This is a genomic window from Vibrio pomeroyi (assembly GCA_041879425.1).
GTDB lineage: Bacteria > Pseudomonadota > Gammaproteobacteria > Enterobacterales > Vibrionaceae > Vibrio > Vibrio pomeroyi_A.
On the sequence record CP090854.1, the window covers coordinates 1,133,333 to 1,154,067 of the forward strand.

Annotated in this window: 20 protein-coding genes and 1 pseudogene; 7 read left to right on the forward strand and 14 right to left on the reverse strand. The window is 44.2% G+C overall.

Annotated features, from left to right (window positions below; genetic code table 11):
• Positions 1-95 precede the first annotated feature (95 nt).
• The 9 genes and pseudogenes from L0992_05135 to L0992_05175 all read right to left on the reverse strand — a co-directional run bounded on the left by L0992_05135 (position 96) and on the right by L0992_05175 (position 8,802).
• A complete protein-coding gene (locus tag L0992_05135) occupies positions 96-344 on the reverse strand; it encodes a hypothetical protein (protein ID XGB68072.1) in 249 nt (82 codons plus the stop codon).
• 17 nt (positions 345-361) lie between these two features.
• Positions 362-820, reverse strand: a complete 459-nt coding sequence (locus L0992_05140; GenBank protein XGB68073.1) for a pentapeptide repeat-containing protein — start codon at positions 818-820, stop codon at positions 362-364.
• 108 nt (positions 821-928) lie between these two features.
• Positions 929-1,321 (reverse strand): metalloregulator ArsR/SmtB family transcription factor, encoded by a 393-nt coding sequence (locus tag L0992_05145; GenBank protein XGB68074.1) that lies wholly within the window; start codon positions 1,319-1,321, stop codon positions 929-931.
• 76 nt (positions 1,322-1,397) lie between these two features.
• Complete coding sequence (locus tag L0992_05150; protein XGB68075.1) at positions 1,398-2,333, reverse strand: permease; 936 nt, start codon at positions 2,331-2,333, stop codon at positions 1,398-1,400.
• Between the two features lie 429 nt (positions 2,334-2,762).
• A complete protein-coding gene (locus L0992_05155) occupies positions 2,763-3,188 on the reverse strand; it encodes a rhodanese-like domain-containing protein (GenBank protein ID XGB68076.1) in 426 nt (141 codons plus the stop codon).
• 68 nt (positions 3,189-3,256) lie between these two features.
• A complete protein-coding gene (locus L0992_05160) occupies positions 3,257-4,705 on the reverse strand; it encodes an FAD-dependent oxidoreductase (GenBank protein XGB68077.1) in 1,449 nt (482 codons plus the stop codon).
• Between the two features lie 80 nt (positions 4,706-4,785).
• Entirely contained in the window at positions 4,786-6,195 is a 1,410-nt protein-coding gene (locus tag L0992_05165; GenBank protein ID XGB68078.1) for a cation:dicarboxylase symporter family transporter, read from the reverse strand.
• A 460-nt stretch (positions 6,196-6,655) separates the two neighbouring features.
• Complete coding sequence (locus L0992_05170; protein XGB68079.1) at positions 6,656-7,918, reverse strand: amidohydrolase family protein; 1,263 nt, start codon at positions 7,916-7,918, stop codon at positions 6,656-6,658.
• A 647-nt stretch (positions 7,919-8,565) separates the two neighbouring features.
• Positions 8,566-8,802 (reverse strand): annotated as a pseudogene (locus L0992_05175) (collagen-like protein).
• An 867-nt stretch (positions 8,803-9,669) separates the two neighbouring features.
• Here L0992_05175 and L0992_05180 point away from each other — a divergent pair.
• Both L0992_05180 and L0992_05185 read left to right on the forward strand, forming a co-directional pair.
• Positions 9,670-11,589, forward strand: a complete 1,920-nt coding sequence (locus tag L0992_05180) for an Ig-like domain-containing protein (GenBank protein XGB68080.1) — start codon at positions 9,670-9,672, stop codon at positions 11,587-11,589.
• Positions 11,590-11,821: 232 nt separating this feature from the next.
• The gene (locus L0992_05185; GenBank protein XGB68081.1) at positions 11,822-12,301 is read left to right on the forward strand and encodes a hypothetical protein; all 480 of its coding nucleotides are present in this window, start codon (positions 11,822-11,824) and stop codon (positions 12,299-12,301) included.
• Between the two features lie 108 nt (positions 12,302-12,409).
• Here the strand turns inward: L0992_05185 and L0992_05190 are convergent, their stop codons facing one another.
• Together L0992_05190 and L0992_05195 are read right to left on the reverse strand one after the other, a co-directional pair.
• The gene (locus tag L0992_05190) at positions 12,410-14,140 is read right to left on the reverse strand and encodes an amidohydrolase (GenBank protein XGB68082.1); all 1,731 of its coding nucleotides are present in this window, start codon (positions 14,138-14,140) and stop codon (positions 12,410-12,412) included.
• A gap of 125 nt (positions 14,141-14,265) precedes the next feature.
• Complete coding sequence (locus L0992_05195; protein XGB68083.1) at positions 14,266-14,442, reverse strand: hypothetical protein; 177 nt, start codon at positions 14,440-14,442, stop codon at positions 14,266-14,268.
• Between the two features lie 52 nt (positions 14,443-14,494).
• Between L0992_05195 and L0992_05200 the strand changes: the two genes are divergently transcribed.
• From L0992_05200 to L0992_05210, 3 genes are all read left to right on the forward strand, one after another.
• Positions 14,495-15,457 carry an AraC family transcriptional regulator gene (locus tag L0992_05200; protein XGB68084.1) on the forward strand — a complete coding sequence of 321 codons (963 nt, stop codon included), beginning with the start codon at positions 14,495-14,497 and terminating at the stop codon, positions 15,455-15,457.
• Between the two features lie 149 nt (positions 15,458-15,606).
• On the forward strand, positions 15,607-16,125 hold the full coding sequence (locus tag L0992_05205) for a lipocalin family protein (protein ID XGB68085.1): 519 nt from the start codon (positions 15,607-15,609) through the stop codon (positions 16,123-16,125).
• Between the two features lie 109 nt (positions 16,126-16,234).
• Positions 16,235-16,777 carry a cytochrome b gene (locus L0992_05210; GenBank protein ID XGB68086.1) on the forward strand — a complete coding sequence of 181 codons (543 nt, stop codon included), beginning with the start codon at positions 16,235-16,237 and terminating at the stop codon, positions 16,775-16,777.
• Positions 16,778-16,904: 127 nt separating this feature from the next.
• On the opposite strand, the gene L0992_05215 is transcribed toward L0992_05210, so the two are convergent.
• Together L0992_05215 and L0992_05220 are read right to left on the reverse strand one after the other, a co-directional pair.
• Positions 16,905-17,279 carry a hypothetical protein gene (locus L0992_05215; GenBank protein XGB68087.1) on the reverse strand — a complete coding sequence of 125 codons (375 nt, stop codon included), beginning with the start codon at positions 17,277-17,279 and terminating at the stop codon, positions 16,905-16,907.
• 48 nt (positions 17,280-17,327) lie between these two features.
• Complete coding sequence (locus tag L0992_05220; protein ID XGB68088.1) at positions 17,328-17,633, reverse strand: monooxygenase; 306 nt, start codon at positions 17,631-17,633, stop codon at positions 17,328-17,330.
• Positions 17,634-17,815: 182 nt separating this feature from the next.
• Here L0992_05220 and L0992_05225 point away from each other — a divergent pair, with 182 nt between their 5' ends.
• Entirely contained in the window at positions 17,816-18,712 is an 897-nt protein-coding gene (locus tag L0992_05225; GenBank protein ID XGB68089.1) for a LysR family transcriptional regulator, read from the forward strand.
• Positions 18,713-18,768: 56 nt separating this feature from the next.
• Here the strand turns inward: L0992_05225 and L0992_05230 are convergent, their stop codons facing one another.
• Positions 18,769-19,383 (reverse strand): TetR/AcrR family transcriptional regulator, encoded by a 615-nt coding sequence (locus tag L0992_05230; protein ID XGB68090.1) that lies wholly within the window; start codon positions 19,381-19,383, stop codon positions 18,769-18,771.
• 236 nt (positions 19,384-19,619) lie between these two features.
• Here L0992_05230 and L0992_05235 point away from each other — a divergent pair, with 236 nt between their 5' ends.
• Positions 19,620-20,735: an efflux RND transporter periplasmic adaptor subunit gene (locus L0992_05235; GenBank protein XGB68091.1), complete on the forward strand. Its 1,116-nt coding sequence runs from the start codon at positions 19,620-19,622 to the stop codon at positions 20,733-20,735.

Consider the following 20,735-nt stretch of genomic DNA (forward strand, 5'->3'; position numbering starts at 1 on the left):
ATGCGATATCAACTCTCTCAACTCAGACACGAGTTTCGCTTCACCCAAACAAAAATGGAACGCCTGAGCGTTCCATTTTTCGTATCTGATTTACCTTAAACTTGCTCGCTTGGGTGTCCCCACATTAGCTCGCTTGCGTAAGGGCCAGTGACGCTTGATGTTGATTCACCCACGCCGTCTAGTGCGCCAGGGGTCAGTGCTTTAGCGAACCAGCACTCTAAAGGTGCAAGTGTTCTTACTGGTGGAAGCACGTTATGTGGCGTGTTGTAGCGGTTGCCGTAGTGGAACGGTTCGCCCATCACGAAGATAACGTCAGCGTCGAGTTGCTTCTCGGCTTCCTCCATTAATAAAGCTACGTGGTTTATTGTTTGCCTAACGAGGCCGCGAAACATTCTTGGTTCGGGTTACGCAGTTTGATGATCGTTTGGCTTGGGTCGATACGGTTGAGGGCATCATAATCGAGATTGGCGTGACTGAAATCGGTACGGAATAGATCCGCACGATACAGATCAACGTTGAGCATTTGTGCGTGGCTCATGTCTGCGTTTCGCAAATCAGCATCACGGAATGTCGCGTTGTTCAGGTTCGCGTGGCTGAAATTGGTGTAGGTGATGTCAGCCTCATTCATGTTTGTGCCTGATAAATCGGCGCCACTAAAGTTGGCTCGGATTAGGTTGGCACAACGCAGGTCTAGGTTTTGAAGCGCTAAGTTGCTTAGGTCGGCATTACGTAACTGCGCTCTTTCGCCGCCTTGGTTTTCTAGCCACAGCTTGTGTTGTTGAAGAATAGAATCAAGCTCTTGCTGAGTGTAGGTATTCATAGTTCACACCACCATTTTCAACAGGGATACTGATATTGGGCATCCCTTTGTTGTGTGTCTCGCTGTCTCTCTTTTGTTATCGAGCTTCTATCTATTGAGCATCGAGAGCTAGCTAATCTTGCTGTGCCAAATCTCGCTGTCTGGGCCGACAACACATTCGCCATCGACTCTCATTGATAAACGAATCAGGCAGCGTTTGACCACTTCTTTAAAATCGTCTTCAGGTAAGTGTCTTACTGAATCGACCAAGGCTTTGCAGTGCGGAGCGGTTTGCTCTTTTAAGGTGTAGAACACCCATTTGCCTTTCTTCTCATGGTTGAGTAGGCCAGCTTTGTAGAGCATTTTTAGATTACGAGACACGTTGTATTGAGTTTCACCAATGATGTCCATTGCTTCAGCCACTGCCATGCATTCATCCACATGCAGGAACAACCAGAACAATCGCAGTCGATTAGGTTCTGATAAGGCTTTTAGCGAATCAATGTATTTTTCATCCATCATGGTTTTACCCTTCCAACTGAGTAGCGCCACTCTTTATGAGCGGCGCGAAGTTTTATTTTGTTCTGAGTAACCGATTTTACACAACGTATTGGAAGATAGCGCCACCAATGATGGCTGTCGTTAAGACGATTCCGACAAACGCGATTACGGCTTTTCTTTTTAGAACTGCAGATACTAGCGCGATTTCAGGCAAACTGGCACCTGTACCGCCAATAATAAGTGCTAATGCCGCGCCTAAGCCCATTCCTTTAGCAATTAACACGTTAAGCAGAGGAATTGCCATCTCGATACGTAGGTAAAGCGGGATACCAATCAAGGAAGCGACTACGATAGATTGGAAGCTATCACCACCCACGTATTTCTCTACCAAGTCTGCTGGCAAGTAAGCCGCCGAGAATCCACTTATCGCCGCACCCAATAGTACATACGGGATGATTCGCTTGAACAAAGCCCAAGCTCCGCCCATTGCATTACGCATTCTTGATGCTGAAGAAGTAGCCGCGCCACAGGTGTTGCCTGTGTTTTTGGTATTGCTTGAACCTGAGCAGCCTTTGCCTTTGGTGTCTTCTAGCTCAGCACCGCGTTTGATCTCGCTTCTCCAAGGTGACTTGGATATCAAGTAACCACCAAGAACCGCGGCGGTAAAGGTCACCAAGAAGTACACCACGGTGATCTTCAATCCGAACGCGGCGTACACCATCGCCAATACGATGAAGTTACACAGTGGCGCGGAGATGATGAAGCTCATCACCGTACCTAATGATGCACCCATCGACGCCATCGCCATGGTCACCGGAACCACAGCTGCGCTACAAAACGGAGTCAGCATCCCGAACAATGCGCCCAACAAGGTTCCCCATTTATCGTGTTTGGTCAGCGTCGCTTGGAGCTTATCTTGAGGAATATACTCTCGCATGATGCCAGTCAGTACCGACACAATAGCGATGATAACGACTAGACCTTTGGCCACATAAAAGAACTCATTTAACGCAATAACTAATTTAGCATCCACAATTGGAATCTCTAGCAAGTGAAAAGAGGTTGAATTATATACACACATGCACAATCGTGCAAGTGTGTATATTTAAGCTAATTGAAAATAGACTCGGTTAAGCGTGCTTGTAGTTTATGGTTTTCTTTCGGGGTAGTTGTGTCTTTAATTGTTTTAACTTCTAAAAATCAATAGCTTAAACTATTCATGTAAGGCGAGGGATAGAGAGTGAAAGTAAGACAAGTTATTTGAAAAATAATAATGAGACAGTGGGAATGTGCGGGTTATTCGGGCATTACATTCTGTGAATGCGAGGCAAGCACAGAATATAACGTCTAGTATCACCGGGCAGGATCGATACTCGAATACATACTGAGTAGCAGGAATTAGCGTAGGACAGTTGAGCGCTACGCTCGATTTAACTCAGTACGATTTTATTGAGTTGGATGTTTATTGAGTTGGCATTTCAATGTCACCAGATTGCTCCGCCCAAGCAGCAAAGCCACCTGCGAGGTTTTTAACAGGCTTTAACCCCATCTCCGCGGCCATCTTGGCAGCGTAAAGAGAACGCAAACCGTGGGCACAATAGAACACGTAGGTTTTGTCTTGGTTGAATACTTTATTGTGAACGGGGCATTCTGGATCAATCAAGAATTCCAGCATGCCTCTTGGGCAAGTAAAAGCGCCGGGAATAATGCCAAGCTTGTTTCTTTCTTCGGCTTCTCTTACATCGACAAACACGTAGTCATCAAGTGTGTTTTGCTTGTCGTCGCTGCCGTTGAATAGCGCTATTGCTTCTTCGACCGACATATCCTCAACGACTTGGTAGGCTTCTTCTTTGAGGGCTTTAATGCCTTTGGTAATGGTTTGTGCCATGGTTTTCTCTCTCATTAAATTGGGTGATGGTGATTAAATTAAGTGCATTTTATTAAGTTAGATGACAGTTATTTCGCAACATTGCCCGCCACATTCAGCGCGTCCCATGTTCGTGCAAAAGGAGGAGCGTAGCTGAAATCAAGGTAACCCAATTGTTGAGTCGTCATGCCTGCAGTAATCGCAACGCCTAATGCATTTAGCCGACCTACAGCGCCTTTCTTGCCGACAATTTCTCCACCTAAAAGGCGTTTAGATTCAGGGTCGTAAGCAAGTTTTATCTTGATGTCTTCTTGGCCGGGATAATAATCCGTTTGGTTCTTGTCATTAATGACAGAGGTACTGGTTGGCACTGCATATTGGTTTGCCATCCAATGAGAAATGCCCGTGCTAGCAAGCTCGTAATCAAGCACTTTCAAAGACGATGAACCTAAGAAACCATCGAGGAAGGTCTCTTTGCCTGCTAATCTGTCGGCCATCATTCGAGCCTGTTTATTGGCTGTGGTGGCAAGTGGTAAATACACGGGCTGATCGAGCGCTAAGTGATGAACCGTCGCGCAGTCACCTACGGCGTAAATATTGGCTACGGATGTCGCCCCAAACTTATCGACTAACAAAGCGCCGTTGGGGAGCTTTGGTAAATCAAACAATTCGGTATTGGGTTTGAAGCCAAGCGCCAAAATTACGATGTCGGCTTGAATCGTGGTGTATTCAGGTTCTGCCGTATAGCTAATGGCTTCGTTGGTGTTATTGGTCGTGGATTGAGTTTTGCTCACCGTAAGCAGATAACTCGTTTTCTTATTATTTCCTTCGCCGCTGTCTTTTGAAGCAAAACGCTCGATGTGTTCGACTTGGGTATTGGTTAGCAGATTGGTTCCAGTGTCACGAATGGCATCTTCGACGTCGGAGACCATCTCTGGGCTGAATTGGCGGCTCATGATGTGCGCTTCGCGCTCAATAATGGTGACGTCTTTTCCTAAGTCATGTGCCGCATCGAACATCTCTAATCCAATAAAACCTGCACCAATGATTGCAACGCGAGGTTTATCTACTGCGAGCATGGCTTGTTTCACGGCAACGCCATCTTCCATGCTAGTGAGTGTGTAAACGTGTTCGGTGCTATTAGAATCAGCACGCTCATGATTACCCACACGAAAAGAGGTCGCGAAATCTGGAATTAAAGGGCGCGCACCTGTCGCAATGATTAACTTATCAAACGGAATATCTTGTGACTCGCCTTGCGTGCTGACTGTGATGATTTGCTCGGCCGCATTCACCGCGATCACTTCTGTATTGATGTGAATATCGAGCCCTGAATCGATGGCTTGCTGTGGTGTGCGAGAGATCATGCGATCTGTAGTTTGAAACTTGTCACCAACAAAGTAGGGTAGGCCGCACGCACCAAACGACAGGTAGCTGCGTTTTTCGATCACGATAACGTCATCAGTGGGTTGGTTTCTTTTGTATTTGGCAGCAAAGCTCATACCTGCGGCACTGCCACCTAAAATTACGATCTTCATAGTGGTACATCTTCTTATGAGGGCGCTGTTTCACGCCCTGTGTTTATTTGAATGAATCTGAATAACTTGAGCGATTTGCGTTAAGCAGGAATCTCGCTATTGGTTGTATTCGATGGGGCTTGTGTTTTGTACTGTTCAGCGTTCAATGAACCGTTAGTTTTGGCGGTTAGTACACCAGAGAGCATTGAACCCGAGATGTTAAGAGCGGTACGCGCCATATCAATCAAGGCTTCAATCGAGACCAGTATCGCAACGATAGTGATGTCTAAGCCCATGATGGTTAGCACGGCAACGGCTGCGAAGGTTGCGCCTCCGCCGACGCCTGCAATACCGAATGAAGCAATGGCAATCACGGCGATCAGTTGTAGAAGAAAGCTCAGGTCAATTGGGATACCCATGACTTGTGCGGCCATGATGGCGAGCATTGCTGGGTAAATTCCGGCACAACCGTTTTGGCCAATACTGGTACCGAATGTTGCCGACATATTGGCTGTTTCTTCGTCCACTCCAAGGCGTTGAGTCTGTGTTTCTACGTTTAGTGGAATAGCGGCCATGCTTGAGCGAGAACCGAAGCCGAACACCAACACAGGCCAAGTTTTTTTTGCGAATGTCTTTGGAGACAAACCAAACAAACCAACAAGTACAAGGTGAACCACAAACATCACTGCGATTGCTGCGTAGCTTGCGATTACGAATCGACCCATTTCAGAGAGTGCGAACAAATCGTTGTTCATCATGAACTTGGTCATTAAAGCGAACACGCCATAAGGGGTAAGCTTTAGGATTTCTCGAACCATCGATAGAACGACTTCTTTCGCAGCATTGATGAAATCAACAAAGCTTTGTACTTTTTCGGGCTTGCGCTTTTTCACCTGCAAGATGCTGAAACCAAGGAACATACCGAATAGAACCGTCGATAACGTTGAGGTTCTTTCTGCACCCGTCAGCATCTCAAAAATATTGGCAGGGATGATAGACAGCACCAAGCTTGTGAAGGTGTTGCTAGACATCAGTTCTTGAGTCGAAAGCAAACTATCACTGCGCGCTTCAATGGCCGTATTCGTGCCCATCGCATGAACTAAGCTGTTCGCGTCGATGTTGAATAAGTAGATACTCGCAATACCAATTACCGCAGAGATCGTCACGCTAAAAATCAACACACCGATGACTTTAGGCGCGATTTTCGAGAGGGCGCTAGTGCCTTCCACATTCATGATGGACGCTGTCATGGCAACAAACACCAGCGGTATCACTATCATCTGCAGCAACTTGACGTAACCGTTCCCGAATAGAGAAATAAGATCAGAAAACTGCAGTCCAACTGCGCTATCGGTTCCTAGTGCAACTTGAATAATGCCACCAAACAAAAGGCCGCCAACCAGTGCGCTAAGCACACGGAAGTTGAAGCTTTTCTTCTGTTTTTTAAAGCGCGATAGCACGACGTAAAAGCCGAGGAAAATGGCACTCAGTGCCAGTAAGGTTAAGCTCATTTTAGCTCCTATTATTTACAGCTAATTAAAATCACTGGATCGAGGCGCAGAATGTGTGTGAGGTGTTTTTACCAAAGGCGCACAAGGTTTGAAGCGTTGTCCAGTGAAGGAATACCTGTAAGACGGAGCTTGATAAAAAAAGACGGCAAAAAATCTTAATTAATTTTCAAATTAAAAAACGGGCGCTTTTCCGGGTGTGTTTTGCAGCTATTTTTCAGAATGACGGGCAATTTCTTCGTCTTTTTAGGCGCTGTATCGTCTTAGTCAAATGAGCTAAATTTGGTGGCTATGTTTGGTGAATTTTGGCGGTTTATGATGGGATCTATTCGGGTGAGTGTGCCGCGGGATAATCAGGGGGAAAATCAAGAATTGAACGGCTTTGAGCGATGATTTTTAAATAAAACGGCGCTATGACGAATTCGCCATAGCACCGCTGTTATTTTAATCTTTAGACTTTCGATTAAAGGCTGTTTTTATACACCTTGCCGTCTTTCATGATCAGCTTTTGTGTCTCTGTATTTGCCACACATGCTACACCTTCCAGTGGGTTACCGTCGATAATCAATAGGTCGGCATACGCCCCTTCAACAATCTGACCTAGCTTGCCTTCTTGGTAAGGGTGTTGGTAAGTCGACATCTCGAACAAGCGTCCGCAGTTCGATGTCGCCATACGAAGTGCTGTGATGGTATCGAACACTTGTTCAATCGCACCAAGCTCATTCAGCTGAGTTGCATGTACATTGGTTTCACCCACACAGTCGGTACCAAAGGCGATGTTTTGGATATCGTATTTCTTGATAAGCTCTGCCGACTTGAACATGGCTTTGCCTACACGCTCTGTTTTGCGGTATGTCTCTTCGTTTGGTAGCGGAATCTTACGCGCTGCAATCAGTGAAGAGGTAAAGTAAGACGGAATCACCCAGATGCCTTTCTCTTTGATGATCTCGGCAATGTCGTCATCCATGATGGTCGCGTGTTCGAAAGACATCACGCCTGCTTCCGCTGCCCTGCGCATCGCATCAGAAGTGTGGATGTGCGCAGCAACATAAGTACCGTAGTCTGAAGCGGCTTGCACTGCGGCTTCCATTTCGTCAGAAGTAAACTGCAATGTGTCTAGCGGGTCGAAGGTTGATGATGCACCGCCACCTGCCATGATCTTGATTTGTGATGCGCCCATAAACAGTTGTTCACGCACCGCTTTCAAAACTTCTGAACGGCCATCGGCCACTCGCATTGCGCCAAGCTTCATCATTGGCGAGTCTTCGTGCCCGTTAGTCAAACGTTCTTGCGCTTGGTTCTGGCGGTAATCTGAGTGGCCACTGGTTTGTGAAATAGCCGCCATTGAAGGCAGAATACGTGGGCCAGTTGCGTAGCCGTTATCGATACTTTTCTTAAGGCCAAGCGTGTTACCCGCGACATCACGAATGGTGGTAAAGCCGCGCATCAGCATCTCTTCTGAAATCTTTGCTGAGCGAATCGCCACTTCTTCACGTGTCATGGTATCAATCACATTGAAAGGTGCAGATAGCGTGATATGAACGTGCGCATCAATCAAACCTGGCATTACCGTACCACCTTGAGCATCGATAGTTTCATCCGCTAACGTTTCATCAACCTCGCCAATTTGTGTAATCAAGTTGTCTTCAATAAGAATTGATACGTTCTCGATTAGGTTGTTATCAACGCCGTTAAATACGTTCGCGTTAGTGATTAGCTTTTTCATAGTCTGCACCTTTTGGAAATGAGTGTGTGTCGCTGATGGAGTTATCTTATGGCGGGCAGCATCTGAAAAATGGCCATTTGGTGACAGCGATGAAGAGTGCTTTATATACTCGCGGTATAATTCCCCTATAAGGTAATGAATGTTTTTAAGGAGTTAAATGAAAATTGGTTGTCGAGGATATGAAATATCCGCCTTCTGAAGCGGCGGATACTGGGGGAAATGGTCAATTTTCAAGACGTATTAAGATCTTATTGGTTCATCAATTACCATGAAAAAGGTTTGAAGCAACCTTGTAACCAGCGTGTACTACTTGCTTTAATATCGTAAACTCTGTTTGTGCCGCTGCCTCGAGGGGTGAATGTAAAGCTGAGACTGCCAAGTCTATCAAATTTAATTGAAGGTATATTACCTCCAGAAAACTCTTCAATTTCCATTCCAGATATTGATGACTCTAGTAGTTGGATATTCTCAACACCATTGCCAGTAACTGAAAAACTATCTATAAATAATTTGATATAAAAGTCTTGTCCATTGACTCCAGAACGACCAACAAACTCTAAACTCATAGCTTTAGGCGTATTCCCAAATATATTTGTTGCGGATACACCGAACCAATTAGTATTACTTGAACAAACCATATTGGAGTCTCCACTTGGTCCTGCTGGTCCGGTAGCCCCTGCTGGTCCGGTAGCCCCTGTAGCACCACGAAGGCCTGTATATCCTCTATAACCTCTTGGTCCGGTAGCTCCTGTTGGTCCGGTAGCTCCTGTTGGTCCGGTAGCTCCTGTTGGTCCGGTAGCTCCTGCTGGTCCTGCTGGTCCGGTAGCTCCTGTTGGTCCGGTAGCTCCTGCTGGTCCTGCTGGTCCGGTAGCTCCTGTTTCGCCTTTCTCCCCTTGAATTGCGCCGTTACCTACCCATTCACCACTCTCATTAATGACTTCCGTACCTTTTATACTAAGAGATAAAGTATCTACAGAATTGGGTGTTATATCTCCGATAACATTGGATGCTAATTCCGCGACCCGAGCATACAAAACTGGTTTTGCTTCATAATTAATCGAGCCGTCAGGGTTGGGGACTTTGACACTCAACGACACATTTGACACATCATAGGATATAGAGTTCTCATCAATTAAACCTGGAACGTTTAATACGAATGAGATGCCTTGTAAATTATCTAAAACCGATAAATTATTTTCGTGGATTGAAATTGAGCAAAGACCATTCAAAAACATACAATGAGAGCTCTCCTTACCGATACTTAGACCGCTAAAATTATCGATGATATCAACCTCAATATAATGGATTCCATCATCAATTGGTAAACTGGTGCTAGCATCAAATAGGTTCACGTTAAGAGAATGAGGTTGGTCAAATACATCCTCTGCAATCAACGGAAACGACGTCATGGCTAGACATAAAATACTTTTAGTTGTAATTGATTTTCTTAGTGATAACAAGATCGTACTCCTAATGTTACTTTGGTATGGAAATTAAGATTGTTATTTCTTTGGCTGTACCCAAATTTAATAAAATAACGACTTTAATATTTAAAAAGTGACGAGTTAAGTAAATGGCATTTTGTTTTTTTTGTTTTATAAGGTAGCCTCTAGCTATTTTACAATTCTTAATAACACCATCATCTCTTGAATAGGCATTTTCTCGTATAATAGGAAATAAATGCCAGTATCCGGATTTTTATTTATTGTCATAATTAACCATTAAAAATTAAATTATTAGGATGGTAAGTTGTGAATTTTAAAATATCATGGTCGATGATTTTAGTGTTTGTTAGTTTATTCGTACTTAGTGGCTGTCATGGTGTTAGTGAACTTGTTGTCACACCTAAGCACTCGAGTGTCCCTGCAGGCTTACAGCTTCAACTCACCGCAGAAAAAGTACTCGATAAAGGAAAGGTTATTAATGTAACGGATAGTGGCGATGTGGAGTGGATAAGTTCTGATACTTCGATTGCCACTATTGATGATAATGGACTGGTTTCAACCAAAAAAATAGTGGGTAGTGTTGTGATAAGTGCAATCGCTACTTTTAACGGAAAGATCTTTACAGACTCAGTCACTATTGATGTTACAGAGGCTATCATAACGTCTATTAAAGTCATGCCTGAAATCGATTCGGCACCTGTAGGCCTGACAAGTTCGTTCAAAGCAATGGCGAATTTTTCGAATGGAGAAACAGTTGATGTAACAAATGATGACTCTATAATTTGGAGCAGTAGTGATGTAAATATCGCGGTAATTTCGGAAGATACTAGTAATAAGGGTATTGTCGAAGCAAAATCGATAGGTTCTTCAATTATTACGGCCTCTATCGATATTGAAGGCGAACAGGTTATTACTGACTCAGTCACTTTCAATGTCACTGAAGCAATTGCAGTTGCAGTTGATGTTTCGCCAAGTAGGCACAGTGTTTCTGTTGGGCTAGATGAGATCTTTTCAGCAACGGTTCTGATGTCGGATGGTGAAAGGCTTGATATAACAAACAACGGCTCCATTACTTGGTCGACTAGTGATATTGATATTGCAACTATTTCAAATGACATAGGCTCAAAAGGAAAAGCTACAGGGATTAAGGTTGGTTCAGTCAATGTCATGGCATCGGCTTTAGTCAACGGTGAGTATGTGAATGGACTAGCACGTTTGGATGTAACTGAAGCAGTTATTACCTCGTTGGAGATCGAGCCAAAATATCAATCAGTACCTGTCGGCCTGAAGAAAGCATTCAGCGTATTTGCTCATCTGTCTGACGGAACAATCGTTGATGCAACAAGCGATGGAGCGATCAGTTGGAGTAGCAGTAATACTGATTTAGCAACTATATCTAACTCATTATTAGATAAAGGTACCGCTACTGGAGTATCTATTGGTGACACTACTATAACTGCATTTGTTGAAGTCAATAATCACGAGGTGACAAGTACTGCTACGCTCAATATTTCTGAAGCCATTGTTGTAGGAGTCGTTGTCACACCGAAACCACAACAAAGCTTAGATACTCCTCAAATACCGACAGGGGCTAAAAAACAATTTAAAGCAGAAATGGTCATGTCAGACGAGGAAAGAATTGACGTGACTAGCGCCGATACCCTTTCTTGGGCTGTAGGCGACACCAGTGTTGCTAATGTATCTAATACTACTGCCACTAAAGGTTTGGTCACTGGTGTAAATGTGGGAGTTACGTCTGTTACTGCAAAGCTTCAATCAAATGATTACAATTTTGAAGACAGTGCCGAATTGACTGTTACGCTCCCTCATTCTATGACATTTTCAGTTTTAACTGGACGGTATGTTAATGAAGTGAACGGTATTGACACCGAATACCTAGGTTACTCAGAAGGAATAATGGGTCACAATTCGATAACTTTGGGAGAAGAGTATCTAAGTAGTCCTGTTGATAAAATTTATGTTGGGCGTGCTATTTCTGGAACTAACTCTAATGAGAAGTTCTTTTTCGGACAGCGTACTAATGAGATGATTTCTGGTTCCTTGACTTATAAAGCTACTTTTAGTTGGCCAGATAACTCTAAAACTGAAGGTTGGCTCGACTGGGATTTTTATGGAAAGCACTATGTTTTAAGAGACCTTTCGGCCATTCAACTTTTAATCAATAATAATTGGGATTTTACTCTTTCAGTATCGAATGAAATGTAAACTTTCTAGACCTTTCATGGTAAAAATCACTATTTAGAAGTAACTCCATATTTTTAAATAGTGATTGTTTCGATTTTCTGAAACTAGCCTAAGGTTTGACTATTTAGACTTAAAATAAATGATTGACCAGTAGCGAAGTATGGTGGTGTCATCAAATGGTAAGTTTTGCTCCGATTCGAGCGCTAAGATGTATTTCAAATCGAGACTACTTATCCAATTAGAGAGAAACAGAATGACTAAATCAGACAAAGTTTACGGATTCAATACACCACAACGTTTATTCGTAGGTTACACGTTAGCTGTGCTGGTGGACTTAGTGGTCCTTAACTTCTTCGATGAGTACTGGGACTTCGTAAACATTGAGTCTTTCACTATTTCTTTGATAGCGGCGTTATTGCTACAGCTATTGTTGAAGCTCTCTATTGGTTTAGAACACAAGATTGCTGAGCACTTCAAAAGTAAGCCGGGCACTGCCCCTAAGGTTTACCGAGCAATCACTACTTACATCATCTTGGTGGGTTCAAAGTTCGTGATGCTAGAAGCGATTAACTTATTGTTTGGTGAGAAGGTGAGCTTTACTGGCCCTTGGAATGGTGTGGTGGCGTTCTTCGCTGTGGTATTTACGATTCTGATTGCTGAAGTGATTGTATCGAAGATCTACTTTGCACTTGATGATAAAGCCGCTGAAGGCAAACCAGTAGCGCAATCATAATTGAAGGCGAGTCCATCGCCCAATCGAGACTGACATAAAAAACGAGCCAGCTAATTACTGGCTCGTTTTCGTTTGTGTGGCGTATAACTAATTCGATGCGCTTTTGGTTTATTTCTCATAAACCACATCCCCTTGCAACACCGTCATCAACACCTGAGTCTTGGCTATTTGTCTTGCCGATACTGTGGTGATGTCTCGGTCGAGAATGGCGAAGTCTGCTGACTTACCAACTTCAATAGAACCTGTTACGTCTTCAATTCCAAGGCTTTTAGCGGCATTAATCGTGTAAGCATCTATTGCGGTGTAGATATCGGTTAGGCCTGTTTTGCCCATGATTAGGCTGTTCGCGATACCGACTAAAGGGTTTATGTCGTGTACGTTCCAATCACTACTTAGAGTGATGTTGGCGTCGGTTTTGAGTATCGCGTCTAGGTTCATCATGGCTTTGGCACGGCGAGCGCCAAGGAAGGCTTCGGCCCATTGGTGTTGATGCCTTGCAATGTAATCAGACCCGACCTGGAAATCTGCTGAGACATTGAGTTGTTTAAAGCGGGGGACGTCTTCATCATTGATTAATTCAACGTGGGTTAAGGTATAAGGTTTTTGAGAGCCTTGTTGACGCACGCTTTCTATTGCATCAAGGGATTCACGAACCGCACCATCACCAATCGCATGAATGTGCGCACTAAAGCCGATTTTATCGAGCGCGCTGAGCCACTCTTTCATCTGTGCTGGTGGAATGTAGTTCAAGCCATTCGGCGACTGCGGCAGATAAGTATCCAAGTAGGGTGCGAGTGTTTTTGCTGTGCCATTAATGAAGATGCCATCGCTGTACATTTTGACCTGATCGACCAGTAGCAGACGGCTTTTGTCATCGGAATACATTTTTTCGAATACTTCGAGTTGAGACGGGATCGCCATTGATGGGTAAACCCAAGGGCGCAAAGATACTCGAGCTGTTAAATCTTGGTTTTGTTCTGCCTCTAGCCAAACGTCATACCAACCTCGTTTCCAATACATCCGACCGTCACCTATGGTGGTAATGCCGTGTGCAGCGGCTTGTTCAAGTCCGAACATTAAGCCTTGGTAACTTTGCTCAAACAACTCGCTTTGACTGTTCCACGCCATTTCCATGACCTGGTCGCCAGCGTTATCCAATAAGATGCCGTTAAGCTTTCCGCTTTCAGGATCCTTTAAATATACACCGCCTTGTGGGTCTGGAGATAGTTGGCTGATTTGTGCGATTTTCAGTGCTTTAGAGTTGACCCACATCGAGTGCGAGGTTTGCTCCATGATCACCACGGGGCGGTTTGGGAAGACACTGTCGATGATCTCTAGTGGTGTGTATTCAGAATCGCTGTCGAGAGTTGATTCCAAAGAAAAACCATAACCCATTAGCCAACGTCTGCCATTGGTATCAGCATTGATCTTACACGCTTCTAGGTAGGGAATTTGTTCTTCTAATGTGGCTTCAGAATCCAGTTCACAATTGCCACCCAGTTCAGAGGCAGCTTCGAAAACATGGTTATGATTATCAATGAAGCCCGGAAGAACAAAGGCATTTTCTAAGTCAATGACATCGGTATTCTGCCCTTGAAAAGCTTTCGCTTGCGAGTGGTTACCAATGAAGATGATCTTGCCATTGTGGGTAACGATCGAGTCAGATTCACGATGTCCGTAGATGTCCGCATTAGTAAAGATTTGATCAGCAGTTTGGCTTTGGGCAGTTGTTTTCTGTTGCACAACGGTGTTGTCTTGTCCAAATACGGGCGAGACAGCGCCTAAACTAGTGAGTAAAGCGATCCATGCAGTGCGTGGCAAAGTGAGCTTGTTGTTCATTCTTCTGTCTTCCATGTTCCACTGTTTAATAAGTATAGAAAGCGAGTGGCCAGTGTGAAACTCTACATGAATGACAAATAAAAACTGCGTTTAATCAACAAGCTGTCGTTTGAACGAGCTTTTAGTTACGACTCTTGTCTTAAGCTTTTACGCAGATCTTTTTTGTACTCGTCATATGAGTTATAGCCATAGAGTTTCCAAGTGTGATCACCCTTAATGTTGTGGTTGTAGGTGATCTCTCCGATCCACTGTTGACGTGTGGCAAGAATCATAGCGCGGATTTTTAATAATAAAGTGTCCATAGTTGCTCTCCTGATTAAGTTCACCTGCAGTATATTTAGCGGTGACCACCGGATGAGTATCGTTAGCGCAATGTTCAATACTTTTCAGTCAATGTGCTCATTTGAATGGTTTGATGCGTATACTTTCAATATTAAAAAGTCACTGAGCATCGCAATGAAGGGTTACTTGGAAAAAGTGCCACAACGAATTGGCACATCATGGCGCTATAAGAAAATTGTCGAGAACAGTAAAAGCTACGGTTGGCATAGACATGAAGAGTACGAGATAGCGATACATCGTCACTTTGCTGGACACAGCTTTATTGGCCATCACCAGAGCGATGTGTTTCACAACCATATGATTTTGGTTGGCCCAGATTTACCTCATGCTATCTATTCAGAAGAGAGTGCAGATGATTCGAGAATCTGTGAAACGCATGTGGTTTGGTTTCGCAAAGATTGGATAGAGCAATTAATCGCGTGCTGCCGCGAGCTAGAACCTCTGCGCGCATTGTTGGAAGATTCAAAGAAAGGGCTGCAGTTTTCGCTTGTTACTGCAGAGAAAGCGACGGAACTGTTGAACAAGGTGATGGATCAGTCGCCACATCAACAACTGCTGACCTTGTTCTCTCTGTTTGCGCTTTTGCTTGAGGATCAAGGCGTGGCGCAGTTGATAAACCCTGCCTTTAATTCGGATGATGAAGATGAAGTCAGCGATAAGTTGGACAAGGTTGAAGCCTTTTTGGTGAACAACTTTATTCGCGATATCTCAGTTAACGATTTAGCCAAGCATCTCTATATCAGTGAGAGTAGTGTTAGGCGGCTATTTCAAAAGCACTACAATGAGAGTTTTAGCCAGCGGTTAAAGAAAATTAGGTTGAACGTGGCGTGTGATTTGCTGCTCAACACATCACTACCTATTAGTTTGATTCTGGAGAAGGTGGGTTACGACAACCAAGCTAATTTCAATCGCCAGTTTAAATCCTATAAGCAGGTAACACCGACTCAATATCGCGCGGCAATGAAACATCACTGATTTATTCATCAACGAAACAATTCCCATAAGCTTATGAATAATTTACTGTTATATGAACTATAAAAATGGATTTAACGTATTACCAAGGATGTAAGTTAGGGCTCTCACATGACTTACTCGAACTACTATGAAAACAAGTCGAGGTTAGGATGAAGAAAATATTATTGCTGCTGAGTGTCATTCTGTTGGGTGGATGCGTGGGCATGCCCGAAACAGTAAAGCCCGTTCAACAGTTTGAATTGGATAGATACTTAGGTAAATGGTACGAGGTGGCTCGTTTGGACCACTCGTTTGAGCGTGGTCTAAATAGTATCAGCGCCGAATACAGCCTGCGTGATGATGGTGGCGTGAAGGTGATTAACCGTGGCTATTCGGATGAAGATGGCGAATGGAATGAAGCGGAAGGCAAGGCGTATTTTGTTGAAGGCAGCGATCAGGGTTATCTGAAAGTGTCGTTCTTTGGTCCATTCTATGGCGCTTATGTAGTGTTCGAGTTGGATAAAGAGAACTACCAATACGCGTTTGTTTCTGGCCCAGATACCGATTACCTATGGCTGCTTTCTCGAACCCCAGAAGTCTCATCTGAGGTTATGGAGAAGTTTAAAGCGATGTCGAAAGAGCGTGGCTTTAACACCGATGAACTGATTTATGTGGAGCACTCAAAATAACGGTATGTAGTGGTTTCTTGGTCTTTACGTAACTTTACGTAAAGACCATGTTAAGTGTAATGATAATGAGTCAAAATAACACCTAGGTCAGAGACATAGAGTGGTCATTATGAATAAATCATTATCGAAACAGACGGTTATTTTCCATTGGCTTACCGGCATTTTGTTCATCGCTGTGTTTGTTATTGGACTTCAATTCGAAGGCATGCCTCGAGGTCCCGAAAAAGGCGAGTTAATGGGGCTGCACAAATCGTTAGGTTTGATTGTTTTAGTTGTCGCACTTTCACGCTTTGTTTGGCGTTTGAAAGAAGGGGCGATTGAGAGTGTTGCTGTATTAACAAGAGCACAAGAGATTGCCGCGAAAGGCGTTCATCATTTCTTGTTATTAGTGACGTTAGCGATGCCAATCTCTGGTGCGGTGATGAGTGTTGCTGGTGGGCGAGCATTAGAGCTATTCGGCATTGAGTTGATTGCTGCTGGTGAGAAAACGGAATGGTTGCAGTCTGCGGCTTCTTTCGTTCACGTTAATGCGGTGAACTTGATTATAGTGGTGTTTGTTCTGCATGTTTTGGGTGCATTGAAACACCAACTAGTGGACAAAGATGGCACACTGAGCCGCATGCTTGGTCGTTCATCGCCTGCTAGTAAATAGCAAAATCAGACATCAAGATTATCTCTTATTTAACGAATCTAACTTTGGTCTTGGTTGAAAGGTGAATATAAAAACACTCGGCATATACCGAGTGTTTTTTGTTTGTGCTACCTATAAATCATACGCACTAAGCTTGCTTGCGAACCTGCAACACGCTCAGTACTGATAGCGAAAGGAAGAAAGCAGGATCGCTCCAACCAAAGCCAACAAATATACCGGTGAAAGCAGCATACAGTGTGATGATTGCACCTAGCATATTGGTGACAACCAAGCCTTGGATGAGTTTCTTAGCACTGATTCCTGCTTCAATATCTCGCAGTAACCATGTTATCGCTGCAATACCACCAAGGAAGATACTGGTGTGTTGAGAGAGAAAGTAAGCGTACTTGTCATTAATTTCCACGCCGTACATAGGCCACATGACCGTTGGTAGGAAAAACAACGCGAAGGCAAACCCTGCGTAAATGATGCCGTGTAGGCTTAAAAACGTTTTATTGTTCATCTGTTATCTCTCTATCTCGTGCCTTTCGCTAACTCTTGATTCATTCTATTAGCCGTTGATTGGGCCTTTGTTAATGGTAGTTAACGGCTGGTTTACGTCAAAAATCACGCCACGTACTTCTTCTACGCCCATCTCTTTCAAGCGAGCGGCATGCATGTCTAAATAAGCCTCAGCACTGAGTTGATCTTCAAAAAGGTAGACACCACCGCCCAGTTTTGCGGCTTGGTTTTCTGTCCAGATTTTCCAGATCATGCCCGGTTCGTTGTTGATGGACTTAGCTAGGTCAACGAGTGCGTTCGACATCTCTTCACCGAAAGGGCCGTTAAATTCAAAATCAACTTGTAGTAGTTTCATGGTGTTTCTCCGTTTAACAAATTTCGTTTAACAAAATCCGCTATAAAAAATAGGTGTTTAAGACAAACAAGCCATTCTCGTTTGTTGTTGAGATTTATATTGCCTGTTGAAATAGATATTACCTGTAAAAAACAGACAGAAAAGTTCATAATATCGCCATTAACTGTCAGGATTTTAGACCGATGAGATTAAAGACCACCCTAGACCAATGGCAAACACTCTATGAGATAGACCGCGCAGGCAGCATTCAGGCGGCGGCACTGCAATTGAATAAGAGCCACACCACGCTGATTTATGCGTTGAGAAAACTGGAAGATCAATTGGGTGTGTCTTTGGTGCAGGTTGAAGGTCGAAGGGCGGTGTTGTCGGAAGATGGCAAAGCCTTATTGCGCAGGGCGAGCAGCATGCTGGAACAAGCGCGAGAGCTTGAGCTGATCAGTGAGCAGTTAGCAAAGGGTGTCGAATCTGAAATTGTGGTCGCCGTTGATCATTTGTGCTGCCTTGAGCGTCTTTATAAGCCGATGGCTGCGTTTATGGCAGAGAACAACACCACCTCAATCCAAGTGGTTGAAACATCCTTGTCGAAGACCACTGAAATGGTCACTCAAGAACGTGCCGATGTTGCCATCATCAACTTGCCAATTACCAATTACTCGGCTGAAGCTTTTGGGTTTACTAAGATGGAGCCCGTTTTGGCGAATTCGCATCCGTTGGCTAGCATGTCATCCATATCGCTTAATCAGCTGTCGTCGCTGCCACAAATTGTGGTGAGAGATTTAGGCTCGGTTGAAAAGTTGGGAGAGAAGAAGGATGTGGGTTGGTTGAAGTCGAGCCAGCGTATTACGGTCGATAATTTTGACCATGCCTTTGGTGCGGTAGAGCAGGGTGTAGGGTATTGCAGGCTACCTAAACATATTGTTGATAGCCGAGGAAGTGACAAGCTCACTGTGTTAAATGTGGAAAATGGCAGTGGCTATCAAGTGCCACTGCATCTGACTCTGCCGAAAGCTGCGAAGACAGGCCCAGCTGCAAAACGTTTTTATGAACTGCTTCTTGAATCAGCCCAGAATACGGACTAAGTGCTACGAGAAACTTAGTTATGATTTATGAGCTATGACTTATGAGCTAAGAGCAATTAACGAGGCTGATTGCCATTCAAGAATAGCGCGACACATTCTCGAGTGTAGTGGAGTCTTTCTTCTTCGGATTCTCCGCTATCGTGGCCGAAGAATGACCAATACGCCGACTTGCCATGAAACATCAGCAGCAGTTGGCGCGCCGCTATGATTGGCGAGCTTGTAGAAGAGAGTGTTAAGTCACCCGAATCTATTTTCGACTGTAAATAATCGGCGAGTAACTTAGTGGTCTTCTGTGGACCGGTTTCTAAATAAATAGAGGCAATTTCTGGGTGCGTGTTGGATTGACTCACCGCGTTCTGAAAGGTTTGTCGAGACTGTTCATCAAGTAACAAATCCTGAAACTTCACACCAAATTTCACCAACTCATCACCCACCGCTGCATTCATATCAAAGGCAGCAGGGCTAAGTTCGCGCTCTGCACACTTGGTTTGCATGCAGGTTTCGAAAAGTTCGTCTTTGTTTTTAAAGTGAGAGTAGACCGTTTGCTTGGAAACGTTCGCCGCTTTGGCTATCTGATCCATATTGATCTTGAAGCCATGCTCAGAGAAAAGCTGGCTTGCTGCGGTTAAGATCTGCGATCTCTTCTGTTCACTCTTGATGATTTTAGTCACGTGCTTGCTTCTCGTTACTTGGTGTTGGTTCGTTACCTAGCTTGTCTCTTTGCTTAGTGCCTATTGATACTCCGCTATAGGTATCTCATTTAGCGCTAAGCATTATGCTTTTTGTGATGGTTTTATCAATCATTAACCATGAAACTTATTTTTAACACAATCAAACTAGACAGTCTAGTTTGATTTGGTTAGTCTAAAAAAAGAACATAATTGAGTACCGCATAGGAACAGGAAGTATGTATAAACTGATGAAGGGAAGCACAGTGGCAGTAGCGTTGTCGGCATTTCTTGTTGGATGTGGCGAAAAGGAACAAGCCCAAGAGTCGGTTGATTCAACCAATCAAACGGCTTCGAGCGTCCAAACCATTTTAACTGTGGAAACGATGGCCTTGGCGCTGTCTTCATCTTATGCAGTGCAGCGTGAATATGTGGGTGTGGTTAAGGCGGGTCAGCAAGCCAATTTAGGCTTCGAACTGGCGGGCAAAGTAAACGAGATTCTGGTGGATGTCGGTGACACAGTCACAATTGGTCAGCCGTTGATTCGATTGGATACCCAACTATTGGAAACCGAGTCTAGTCAATTGAAAGCACAAGCCGAAGAAGTGAAAGCTCAACTGAGCCTTGTTGCCGCGAACTTAAAGCGTCAGCGTTCATTGAAAGCAAAAGGCTTCAGTGCTGAGGCGGAAATTGATTCGTTAACCAGTGAACAACGCGTGTTGCAAGCCAACTTACTGCGCATTGATGCTTCGGTAAAAGGCAATCAATTGAAGCTGGTGAAATCGACAGTGCTTGCGCCTTATTCGGGCACTATTGCAACGCGTTTTGTCTCTTTGGGAGATGTAGTGAATGTGGGCAACCCAACACTGACACTGCTTGCCTCTGAAGGTAAAGAAGCGTTCATTGGTATTCCTGCACATCAGATGACAAAGGTAACCTCACTCTCTTCGCCAAGCATTCGTGTTGGGCGAGATGATTATGCAGTGACGCTGCTGAATCCGGGTGCCATGGTCGACACGCAATCTCGTAGTGTTGGCTTACGTTATCTTTTCCCTGAACAAGCGACTGTTTTAGAAGGTCAACTTGCGTATCTTAAGTTTGACGAGCAAATCGACGACCAAGGTTATTGGGTGCCATTAACGGGTTTGATTGATGGTCTACGCGGTGTGTGGAACATCTTTGTGGTCGGTGAAGACAATAAGGTTGAACGCCGCAGTGTCCAAGTGCTGTTTGCCAACAATCAACAAGCGTATGTGAGTGGTGTAATCGAGGACGGCGAACAGGTGATCGCGAGTGGTTTACATCGCTTGGTTCCCGGTCAAACCGTGAAGCCAGCCAACGTGACGGCTGAATAG